Here is a 10,156-nt window from a genome sequence, read left to right as displayed (position 1 = left end):
TCGCTGTCCTCCTCGGAGTTAGGAAAGAGAGATCGTGTGTAATCGGAATCCTCGAAGATCAGTTGTGGCCTTGGTTCACGATCATTCCTGAATGCTTTTTCGTACCGCAGGCGAACCTCAAGGGCTCTAGGCTCGCCCGCGCTTTCTTTGAGCCAGAGCTGCTCCAAGATCCAATCGAGCGCAGTCATCCGGGGCCTCGACGACCCCTCGCCAGATCCGTACTTATCGAGCAGGAGCTGATCGAGATCCTCGGCGTCAGATCCTCGTTTGTGTCGCCTGGACCGCTTCTTGGTCATGGTCCGACACCCCGCTCGGCCCGGACTCTCGCGAATGTCTTGCCGGATGAGGCCAGCCGCGCGCGCTGGCCGGTCATCTTCTCCCAGCGCATGATTGCCGTGTCGACATAGAGTGGGTCGAGCTCAATGCCGGCAAATCTCCGTCCCGTCCGCTCGGCTGCCAGGAGCGTCGTGCCGCTGCCGAGAAACGGATCGAGCACGAGATCACCGCCATGCGTCGAGTCCAGGATCGCGTCCTGCACCATTGCGATCGGCTTCACGGTCGGATGCAGGTCGAGCGTCCTAGCTTGCCCCTTCCGCGGGAAGCTGTTTGCACCGGGATAGTTCCAGACGTTGGTGCGGTTGCGGCCGAAACGCCCGAGCTGCACATTGTTGATGTGGGGAGCGTCACCGTTCTTGAACACGAAGATGAATTCGTGTCGCGATCGATAAAACGAACCCATGCCGCCGTTTGGTTTGACCCAGACGCAGAGATTGAAGAGCGACAAACCGGCATCCTGGCCCGCGGCACCGAGCTCAAAATGATGTCGCCAGTCCATGCAGACATACTGAAAGGCACCCGCAACGCTGTGGCACTTACAATGACTGAGGAATTGAGTGAGAAAGCTCGTGAATTGCGGCGACGTCATCTCACCCGAGCCCATCACAAATTCCCGGTGTCGCCCGGTACCGGAAACGTTTCCGACGATGGGGACGTCGTAGGGCGGGTCACTAAACACGACTGACGCTTTGGCGCTATCTAAGACAATGTCGTAGGCCTGCGCGTCGAGCGCGCTGCCGCAGTACAGCCTGTTTTTCCCCGCAAGGATCAGGTCGCCGACCCGCGCTACGGCTGGCCCTTTGGGTGCCGAGAATGTGTCCTCCGCGGCGATCACTTCTGGTGTGTCGAGAGATTGAATCAAGAAATCAATCTCGGGCCGCTCAAAACCGGTTGCCTCGATCTCAAAATCAAGCGAAAGCTCGCTCAATTCTTTCAGGTGTATTGCAAGTTTGTGCTCATCATCCGAAGATCGCTTAGCAAGCTGGTTGTCGGCGAGCATATAGGCGCGGGCTTGCTCTGCAGTCAGGTCATCTAGATAGATGACCGGAACGCGTTGCAGGCCTAATTCTTTCGCGGCTAGCCATCTGCCAACGCCGCCAAGGATGTAGCCGCCTCTCTTGGCCAGAATCGGTGCGTTAAACCCAAATTCCTTGATGCTCAAAGCTAGCGCGCGAATTTGCTCTTGGCTGTGTTTGCGGGGATTGGATGGATCGGGTTGCAACGCGTCGACTGAGACGTACAACAAAGTCCGGTGCGTTGCTTCTAAACGGCCTATGTCCGATAAAGTCCTTTCCACCAAACGCCTTCCACGCCGCCTCGGCGTAGAGCTCATTGAAACCTCCATCGTCAGTGTCAACGACGCGAGGCATCGCATTTTTGGTCCAATTAAGCGCCGGTATTAAATTGGCGGCTAGAGTACCTTAAATTAATTCCGGCACACGCCACGGCGAACGGCCAGCTCTCTTTGCTTGAAGCAGATCGCGTCTCCAGATTTTGCAAAGCGCCACAACCGCCGGAGAATCCTTCACCGTATTGAAATGCGTGAAATGCGGGCGCCAGCGATTGTCGGATTCGATCTTTTCTCGCTGTTCGCCACCAGACGCCAACCAATATGCATCTGTAGCCGCGTCGAGCGTCGGGTTCCGGGGCGCGGGAACGGCGCCATAAAGAAAGTCCCAAATCGTGATGACTTGGGCGGCACAGTATTGGCGGGCTGAGAGATTGTCGGGCTTGGTTGCTCTCGCTCGACCGGCTCCGTTTAGGAACTTAGAGTTTGCTGCAGCGGCAGATAGCTCGCTCAGCCGTTGAAGCTGATAAAGGTCAGGTAGTCGAAACCCTCGCCCCTCTGCTTCAATAAATACCCGGATACGTGCATCTGCCAGAGACTTCTGAAGACAGTCCGACGCCGCCTGGATTTTTGCCAAGCTTTTCTTCATATCGCTTCGCATAGGCCACTGCATTTCCGCCGCCCGCGCGGTTTGCAGCCCGGCGGACCACCAATCTAAAAGTGAAGGAAGCCACGTTGGTGTTTCGGTGGGTGCAATCTTGCGCGCCACATCAAGGAAGCTAGGCTTCGGCGTATTGCAGCGCGGCCTTCTTTTCTCAACTGGTTTCTTACGAGCCACGGTCTCGTTCCCACGGACGCCTGAGCCTTGGCTCGCGGCGAGATTTGGTTTCGATTAAGAAACTTATAGGGATGGGATCAGCCACGCAATTTGCAGTCGGTCGATCGCGGTCGATCAGATGGCGCAGCATTCGGAATTGTGGAAGATGGGTTGCTAAAGGACAGCCCTGCCTACGACCGGATAGGTCTGTGGCAGGCCCGGTTTATCCCCGGACACGAAACGAAATAGTCGCGCTACAGATCGAATGACCGGCGCAGATGGGCCGAGGCGTCCGCGGAAGGCAGCTTGACGTTGACCGACTTGATCCGGGTGTAGCTGACCAGTTCCTCCATGCTGCCTTCACGTCCGACGCCGCTCAGCTTGTAGCCTCCAAAGGGCGAACCGAGCGCGAAGGACACGCGGCCGTTCACCTCGACATAGCCCGCTTCCACCGCCTCGACCGTCCGAAGGGCTACGCTGATATCGTTGGTCAGGATGACGGCGGTCAGTCCGAGCGGAAGCCCGTTCGCCGTCGCCAGCATGTCGTCGTAGTTCTTCCAGCCGAGCACCGAAATGATCGGGCCGAAAATCTCGTCCTGCGCGATCTTCATGGCGGGGGTGACGTCGGAAAAAACCGTGGGCGCGAAGGTGACGTTCTGGCTTACGCTCCCACGCCAATGAGATTCTCAATTATCGTGCGGTCCGCGCTTGTTGCCGCTTCATTACGATAAACGATCTGCCCGCGATCCATGACGATGATATGTGATGCGAATTCGAGTGCAAGCTCGACATGCTGCTCGATCAGAACGATCGTCATCGCGCTTTGTTTGCGGATCTTGTGAAGCGCTTCGACTAATTGATCCACGATGACAGGCGCAAGTCCTTCCATCGGCTCGTCCATTAACATGAGCGACGGATTACCGATCAAAGCCCGTCCAATACTCAGCATTTGTTGCTCGCCGCCGGATAATTGGTTGCCGGAGTTGGTTTGCCGCTCGTGCAGGCGCGGAAAAAGCTCGTAGATTTTTTCCATGCTCCATTGCGCGTCGGAGGCGGCGCGTGGCTGAAATGCGATGGCGAGGTTCTCCTGTACCGAAAGCGAGCGGAAAATCTCCCGTTCCTGCGGTACGAAGCCGATGCCGCGCCTGGCGCGTGCATACGTTGGCATCCGCTCGATAGGCGTTCCATCGTGGAGAATGGCGCCACTTCTCCACCGTGCGCGTCCCACGATGGTGGATAGCAGGGTGGTCTTTCCCACACCGTTGCGTCCAAGAATCGCAAGCGTTTCGCCGCGCTCGACCTTGAAGGAAACGTCCGACACGACCTGAGTATCAGCCCAGCCCGCATTGAGATTCTCACACGAAAGGGAGGGTGGGGAGCCGCTAGGCGGAGCCGTCATGGCGTGCGGCTCCTGCCGAGATAGACGTCGCGGACAAGTTCGTCATTGGCAATCTCAGAGGGCGTGCCTTCGCGCAGGATGCGGCCCTGTACCAGGACGCTGATGCGCTCGGCGAAGCCGAAAACAAGCTTCATATCATGTTCGATTATGACTACCGAAATCGTCCTCGGAAGCGTGGCCAGCGTCTCGAAGACGAGATGGGCGTCGGCAGGTGGCACACCTGCTGCCGGTTCGTCCAGAAGCAGGACCTTTGGCTGGAGGGCAAGAGCGATGGCGATCTCAACGAGACGTTGCTGGCCATAGGGGAGGTTGCTGATTGCAGCGTCGGCGCGATCCTCGATATGCAGGGTTTCCAAAATCGCATAGGCTGTTTCCGCAGCCTCTCGCTGAACCCTCCGACCACCGAAAAGCGCACCGCCAGCGCCTTCCCGTTCGATGATAGCCAGTTGCACATTCTCCAAGACGGAAAGTGCCCTCAGCAGCGTATTCAGCTGAAAAGTTCTCGCTATACCCTTCTTGACCCGGCGATAAACGGAAAGTCCGCTGATGTCTTCGCCGTTCAGAAGGATCGCGCCTGAGGACGGAGCTAGCGCTCCTGTCAACAGTTGGATGAATGTCGTTTTGCCGGCTCCGTTAGGTCCAATCAATGCGTGCCGCGCACCCAGGCGAAGGCGAAAATCGATATCGCATGCGACCTCGATACGACCGAAGGACTTGTTAAGCTTGCGCGTTTCAAGCGCGGCAGGCTCTCCTTCGTCATGCATGATCTTGCTTCTTCAGATTCGCTAAGCCGGCGCTGATGCCGAGCAGCCGGCGTAGTTCGTCAATAATGCCCAGCAATCCGCCGCGTACAAACAGGACGACAAGGATCAGCATAAGTCCGAGCCAGAAATGCCAGTAAACGGGATCGCCTTTGGCGAATGCATCCTGTGCGATCATATAGAGCGGCGGCGCGACGAATGCGCCATAGAGCCGTCCGGCTCCGCCTAATATGAGCATGACGAGAACGGTTCCCGAGAGCTCGAAGCTGAGCGTGGAAAGGGAAACGAACTGAGTTGTCTGTGTTGAAAGCCCGCCGGCTACGCCAGCCAGCGCAGCGCTGAGGATGAAAGCTACGAGTTTGCGACGTTGCACGGGGGCACCATTTGCTTCCATGCGCACCGGATTTTCGCGAATGCCAATGAGTGAGCGTCCAAACGGCGCATGGACGACTTGCCGGACGAATAGCCATGCAATGAACAGGACGGCCAGCCCGTAAAGATAAGCCGTTTTTCCGAAGAAATCGAAATCGAAGACGCCAAAAATCGGATCGATGGTGATTCCGCGCAATCCATCAAAGCCGCCGGTGATGGAAGACAGACGATTTGCCAACTGCGCCAGGATCAGGCTGACAGCCATTCCCAGCATCAAAAGACTTAGTCCTTTCGTGCGAAGGATGACTACCCCGGTGAGGGCGCCTAGCAACCCCGCGGCAGCGGCAGCAAAAAGGAGTCCGGAAAGCGGCTCCTTCCAGCCCGCGACCGCTAAAAGTCCTACGGCATAAGCTCCCAAGCCGAAGAAGGCAGCGTGGCCTAGAATGATGATGCCTGCATAGCCCATGACGAGATCGAGAGAGAGTGTGAAAATCACCATGATGATGATTTGGGCTCCGAGCGGCAGATATTCAGGAAATGCGAAGTAGACAGCGACTGCGACTGCCCAAGGAATGACTTCGTATAGACGCAGATTCCGTCTGGAGATCAGCGCATCGATGGGAGTTGACAACCGTCGCATCAGCTGCGTCCGAACAAGCCAGCGGGCCGTAGAAGAAGGACAACGAAGACCGCAACGTAGATGAAAAACGCTCCGAATTCCGGCACCAGAATCTTGCATGCGCTGTCGCTTACGCCGAGCAGCAGTGCTGCGAAGAATGGACCTGTTACGGTGCCGAGCCCACCGACCGCAACGACGATAAGGAAATAAACGAGATAGTTGAGTGCATAGCCGGGCGACAGTTCGATCACTTCGGCGCCGGCTGCACCGCCGAGGGCGGCAAGGCCACTGCCCAGCGCAAACACTATGGTGAATAGCCGTCGGGTATTGACGCCGATCGCCTCCGCCATCGCACGATTATCCACCGCTGCGCGAATGCATGCTCCCAGATTCGTACGCTCAATGATGAATCCAAGACCAACAAATGTGATGAGACCAAGAGCAATCAGAAACACGCGATAAGTTGGAAGAATCCTTCCGGCGATATCGATCTGTCCCCTGAGTGCTGCAGGTGGTTCTACCGTGTAGGAATGCGGCCCGAAGAAAAAATGCAGGGTCGCTACGGTCATAAAGATGAGGCCCATGCTTAGAAGGACCTGCTCCAACTCCCCAGCCGCATAGACGCGTGCATACAGCAGGCGCTCGAGGACAACGCTGACTGCTGCGATAAAAACGGATGCCAGAAGCAGCGCTGGGAAGAACGGAACTCCCATACGGTTCGTGACATAGTAAGCAGTATAACCGCCGGCCGCAGCAAAGGCGCCGTGCGCGAGATTGGCGACGCCAAGAAGGCCCATCGTAATCGATAGCCCTACGGAAATGATGTAGAGCACCATCGCAAAAGCTAGGCCGCTGAAGGCGATGCTGAAGAATGTCTCGCGCAAGGACACGGAGTTTCACATGAAAAAAGTAGACCTCTTTTCCTTCCGGCCGGTCAGGCGGGGTTAAGAATTTTCCAAGGGTCTTTGACCTCCTCGATCTTATCAAAGACGACCGCAGTAGGCTTGCCGTCGACCTTCTCGACGCGGCTGATATAGATCGTTTGAACCGCGTCGCGCGTTTGCGGGTCGATGACGAGCGAACCACGCGGACTGTCGTTGGTCTTCCAGTTCGAAAGAAATTTGAGGGCGCCTTCGCCATCGAAGGCTCCTTTGGTTTCTTTTGCCAAGGCATAGATCGCTGCCATGCCGTCCCAGCCCGATACCGCCATAAAATTGGGGATCGAACCGGCACCGTGCTCCTGCTTCCAGGCGCTGACGAACTCGCGATTCTTGGGCAGGTTGGTATGGGATTGGTAGAAGTTCGCTGTGACAAGCCCCAATACGTCGTCGCTCATCTTGGCGAGCTCGTCGTCGATCGACATGTCCTGTGTGCTGAGCATTTTGATGCCAGCTTGGCGCAGGCCCGTGTCCGTAAAAGCCTTGATGGTTGCGACCGCTCGACCGGCATTCACCCACAGCAGCATGGCGTCCGGATTGGTCTCCTTGACGCGCTGCATATAGGGCAGGAAGTCGGTCGTTGCGACGGGCACGCGCACCGATCCGACGATTTCGCCGCCATTCTTTTTAAAGCCAGTCGAAAAGGCGGTCTCAACATCGTGCCCGGACGCGTAATCCGCAACCAGGGTATAGACTCTCTTGTGGCCATTCTTGGCGGCCCATTCACCAAGCGTATAGCTTGTCTGCCAGAATGTATTTGCCACACGTACAAAGTACGGCGATTCGCGCGTCACGCGCGCGGTGGCAGCACTCATGATCACCACCGGCACCTTGGTGGATGTGGCGAGGGGAGCCACAGTAATCGCCTGCGGCGTAATCGACATGCCTGCAAGCAATTGAGCGCGTTCCCGCACAACCAGTTCTTGCGCGAGGCGCCGTGTGTTGTCTGGGTTGCCGGCATCGTCGCGTAGCAGCATTTCTACTTTAACGCCTGCCGGCAGCTCCTTCTCATGCGTCTTCTGATAAAGGCGGGCGCCGGCCAGCACGCTTTCACCGATGCTTGCGAGAGGACCGGACATCGCGAGCAGCATGCCAACCTTGACAACCTTGTCATTGGCGATGGCGTTCCGTGCGGAGCTGGCCAAAAGGGCTGCTGCGGCTGCGGCTCCGCCGAGAAACCGGCGTCTATCTGACAACAGGCTTGCGACGGGTTCATTCGGGAATTGTTTCACAGTCACCTTAACCCCTCCCTGAAATTCGTGCGCAGTGCGCAATATCAAACCGTGCCTGCGCTGCATTTATCGATGTCGAGCGCTGACGATGTCCCCTGCGGAGCCACCAGGTGCGAGCGTTGACGCTTAAAATGAAAGCTAAAATATCGGACATGTCAACTATTGTCCTATATTAAAATATGGGCACTTCTTGCCGCGCCCAATGGCGAATGTGATCGTCGCTTCAGGCAGGGCGTTGCGGTCCAACGAGGTGAAGAATATGGATGCGCTCGATTGTACGCGTTCCAAATGCAGTCATTTGGAAGGTAAGCAGGTCGCGAGAAGACCTGTTATTGATAGCAGTATGGCGACTCCAGAGGAGCCGCGATACTAGAGGCTCGCGACACCAACGGCTCGTGACTCTGATGGCTCGGGATACTCGAGGGAAGTCTGTGAAAACTGGATCCGCATCGCGAACTCCGCAACCTCTTCCGCCGAATCGAATATTTGAACAAATCGTCCAAAATATCCGGCTCAATGTCGCGAACGGCAGCCTCAAACCTGGCGATAGGGTTTCCACCGAAGCCGAAATGGCCAAGCGGTTCGGCGTTGGGCGCAGCTCCATTCGCGAAGCTCTGCGGGCGCTCGAGACATTTGGGCTGGCTACCGTAAAACGAGGTCGAGACGGCGGCATCTTTCTCAGCGAGAACAGTCGCGAGCTTGCGCAGGAATCCCTCACGATTCTGCCGTGCAATCGATCCAGTCTCTCCGAGTCCGCCGAATTCCGAAAGGCGCTTGAACCAGCGGCGGCGCGCCTGGCCGCAAGCCGAGCCACGTTGGATGACCTCACTGTGATCAACCGGACCGTTCAGATGCTAGCCAATGGAACCTGTTCGGCAAGTGTTTTCGCGGACAGCAATTTTCAGTTCCACACGACAATCGCGCGCGCGACACGCAATGTTTATTTCCAGGAATTGATACCGCAGTTTCTTGCGAGAACCGAGGTGATGGATTCCGCAAAGAGTTCGACCGCGGAAGAAATCGCACTCGCGACCTTCTTTCACAAGAAGATTGCCACCGCGATCGCCAACAAGGATGCTGAGGCGGCTGAATTTTGGATGCTTGGTCATGTGATTCAGATCGCCGACCACGCGCGCAATGATGGGTCGCCCGCGGTATTGATCAGACCACAATTCAAGAAATGACGCGCGTCGATACTGATTTGCGTTGAGCCATTGCTGAGCAGCGGGCTCGAAGCGCAAGAGAGCATTGACACCTTAAAGATACGATCTTATTTTAAATATCATGTCTTTAATTGGGTCGCGGCTGCGATCCGCTCGAAGCGAAAGCGGACCAGGTTTCATGGCGGAAACAGATCTAGATGGCGCACCGCAATGTCCTCTTCGACTAGGCATGTTCCTCATGCCCGCCAGTAGGCCGGATACGCCACTTTCCAATGTGATCGATTGGTATCTTGAGGTCATCCGCGAAGCGGATGCGCTGGGGTATTCGGAAATGTGGGTTGGAACCCACATGACGTCGAAATATGAACGGATTACCGCGCCGCAACAGATCATTGCGCGCGCGCTCGGCGAAACCAAAAGCATTACGTTCGGAACCGGCGTTGAAATTCTCTATCAGCAGCACCCCGTCACGCTTGCATTGCAACTCGCTCAACTTGATCACATGGCGCAGGGGCGGCTTCTTTTCGGATTTGGTGCGGGGGCGACGACAACCGATCACCAAATCTACGGGATCGATTTTCCGACCAGTCAGGCCATGACGCGTGAGGCGCTCGATATTGTCCTCAATGTCTGGAAGGATGGTGGGCCGACAGAATTCCGTGGTGAATATTGGAGCGTTTTTCCTTCGGATTCGATCGCCGCTTATGGCGAGGACCGAACGCATGGCTGGCATATCCAGACATATGCGGAGCCGTCGCATCGGATCGCACTTGCCGGCTTTGGACAAAAATCCCCGTCGCTCCGGCAGGCAGGCGCGCGGGGATACATTCCCATGAGCCTCAATATTTCGCATGATTATCTCGCCGATCAGTGGGCTGTCATCGAAGAAGGCGCCCGCTCAACCGGACGTCAGGCGAACCGTCGGCGTTGGCGTCAAGCGAAGGAAATCTACGTCGCGGAGACGATGGCGGAAGCCCGGCGTGGTGCCGTCAACGGATTTCTTGGCGACTATTGGCGAGAATATGCGCCCAGTTATTATGCAAAAAAGCCGGGGGTGCTCGACCTTTTCCGGCGAGCAGACGCAGATCCCAACGCGGACGTCACGCCGGAATATCTTGTCGATAACGGTGTCTGGTTTGTCGGTGACCCCGATACCGTCGCTCGACAGATTCGCGAACAGTTCGAGGCATCCGGCGGTTTTGGCACGCTCCTCCAAATAGGAATGGACTAT

Annotated in this window: 10 protein-coding genes and 1 pseudogene; 2 read left to right on the top strand and 9 right to left on the bottom strand. The window is 56.6% G+C overall.

What is annotated here, in order from left to right; all coding sequences use genetic code 11:
• The 9 genes and pseudogenes from AB7F49_RS35005 to AB7F49_RS34965 all read right to left on the bottom strand — a co-directional run.
• The coding region (locus AB7F49_RS35005; RefSeq protein WP_428531110.1) for a hypothetical protein at positions 1–188 on the bottom strand (188 nt) is incomplete at its 3' end.
• Positions 189–292: 104 nt separating this feature from the next.
• Positions 293–1,669, bottom strand: coding sequence for a site-specific DNA-methyltransferase (locus AB7F49_RS35000; RefSeq protein WP_428531107.1), 1,377 nt, complete (start codon positions 1,667–1,669; stop codon positions 293–295).
• 88 nt (positions 1,670–1,757) lie between these two features.
• On the bottom strand, positions 1,758–2,462 hold the full coding sequence (locus AB7F49_RS34995; protein WP_428531104.1) for a hypothetical protein: 705 nt from the start codon (positions 2,460–2,462) through the stop codon (positions 1,758–1,760).
• A gap of 233 nt (positions 2,463–2,695) precedes the next feature.
• Positions 2,696–3,091 (bottom strand): annotated as a pseudogene (locus AB7F49_RS34990) (aldehyde dehydrogenase family protein); the annotation flags it as partial.
• An 11-nt stretch (positions 3,092–3,102) separates the two neighbouring features.
• A complete protein-coding gene (locus AB7F49_RS34985; protein ID WP_428531101.1) occupies positions 3,103–3,762 on the bottom strand; it encodes an ABC transporter ATP-binding protein in 660 nt (219 codons plus the stop codon).
• A gap of 74 nt (positions 3,763–3,836) precedes the next feature.
• Positions 3,837–4,604 (bottom strand): ABC transporter ATP-binding protein, encoded by a 768-nt coding sequence (locus AB7F49_RS34980; RefSeq protein WP_428531098.1) that lies wholly within the window; start codon positions 4,602–4,604, stop codon positions 3,837–3,839.
• Positions 4,597–5,613: a branched-chain amino acid ABC transporter permease gene (locus AB7F49_RS34975; RefSeq protein ID WP_428531095.1), complete on the bottom strand. Its 1,017-nt coding sequence runs from the start codon at positions 5,611–5,613 to the stop codon at positions 4,597–4,599. Before AB7F49_RS34975 ends, AB7F49_RS34980 begins: the two co-directional genes overlap by 8 nt.
• The gene (locus tag AB7F49_RS34970) at positions 5,613–6,476 is read right to left on the bottom strand and encodes a branched-chain amino acid ABC transporter permease (protein WP_428531092.1); all 864 of its coding nucleotides are present in this window, start codon (positions 6,474–6,476) and stop codon (positions 5,613–5,615) included. Before AB7F49_RS34970 ends, AB7F49_RS34975 begins: the two co-directional genes overlap by 1 nt.
• Before the next feature lie 50 nt (positions 6,477–6,526).
• The gene (locus tag AB7F49_RS34965) at positions 6,527–7,768 is read right to left on the bottom strand and encodes an ABC transporter substrate-binding protein (protein ID WP_428531089.1); all 1,242 of its coding nucleotides are present in this window, start codon (positions 7,766–7,768) and stop codon (positions 6,527–6,529) included.
• A 398-nt stretch (positions 7,769–8,166) separates the two neighbouring features.
• On the opposite strand from AB7F49_RS34965, the gene AB7F49_RS34960 reads away from it, so the two are divergent.
• Positions 8,167–8,946 (top strand): FadR/GntR family transcriptional regulator, encoded by a 780-nt coding sequence (locus AB7F49_RS34960; RefSeq protein ID WP_428531086.1) that lies wholly within the window; start codon positions 8,167–8,169, stop codon positions 8,944–8,946.
• Positions 8,947–9,103: 157 nt separating this feature from the next.
• The coding region (locus AB7F49_RS34955) for an LLM class flavin-dependent oxidoreductase (protein WP_428531083.1) at positions 9,104–10,156 on the top strand (1,053 nt) is incomplete at its 3' end.

This window comes from Pseudorhodoplanes sp. (genome assembly GCF_050250235.1).
Classification (GTDB): domain Bacteria; phylum Pseudomonadota; class Alphaproteobacteria; order Rhizobiales; family Xanthobacteraceae; genus Pseudorhodoplanes.
The sequence above is the reverse complement of the archived record's forward strand: the minus strand, read 5'-3'. Positions and strand labels throughout refer to the sequence as shown.

Coding starts and splice junctions, on each gene's coding strand:
- AB7F49_RS34960 (WP_428531086.1), top strand. CDS start 8,167: ATGGCTCGGGATACTCGAGGGAAGTCTGTGAAAACTGGATCCGCATCG.
- AB7F49_RS34980 (WP_428531098.1), bottom strand. CDS start 4,604: ATGCATGACGAAGGAGAGCCTGCCGCGCTTGAAACGCGCAAGCTTAAC.
- AB7F49_RS34975 (WP_428531095.1), bottom strand. CDS start 5,613: ATGCGACGGTTGTCAACTCCCATCGATGCGCTGATCTCCAGACGGAAT.
- AB7F49_RS35000 (WP_428531107.1), bottom strand. CDS start 1,669: ATGAGCTCTACGCCGAGGCGGCGTGGAAGGCGTTTGGTGGAAAGGACT.